Here is a 442-nt window from a genome sequence, read left to right as displayed (position 1 = left end):
TCCTGGCGAACTCCGCCGTCGCCTTCTCGCTGGGCGATCATCGATTCTGGATCGCCGGGTTGGGGGATCAGATGGCGCGGCTCGGTCCGCCGATCACCGGCGTCGATGATCTTCCCGCCCTGACCGCCCAGGTGCCGGCCGGTGAGCCCGCGCTGCTGCTGGCGCACGAGCCGGACATCTTCCCCGAGGTCGGCGACCGCTTTGCCGTGACGCTGTCGGGCCACACCCACGCCGGCCAGATCAAGATCGCCGGACGCACCCCCGTCGTGCCATCCCGCTTCGGCAGCCGGTACGTCTACGGTCATGTGGTCGAGGACGGACGGCATCTCATCGTCTCGGCCGGACTCGGCACCAGCATGGTCCCGATCCGCCTCGGTACCAGACCCGAGATCGTCGAGCTCGTGCTCGGCAGCGAAGCCACACCGCCACCGAAGGACGATCA

The 442-nt window shown here is 68.8% G+C and carries 1 protein-coding gene; it reads left to right on the top strand.

Annotated elements, in window-relative coordinates; genetic code table 11:
• Positions 1-442: metallophosphoesterase (locus tag D7Y13_RS46430; RefSeq protein ID WP_167508829.1), on the top strand; the 442-nt coding region annotated here is incomplete at both ends.

Origin of the sequence: Corallococcus praedator (assembly GCF_003612125.1) — a bacterium.
GTDB lineage: Bacteria > Myxococcota > Myxococcia > Myxococcales > Myxococcaceae > Corallococcus > Corallococcus praedator.
The sequence above is the reverse complement of the archived record's forward strand: the minus strand, read 5'-3'. Positions and strand labels throughout refer to the sequence as shown.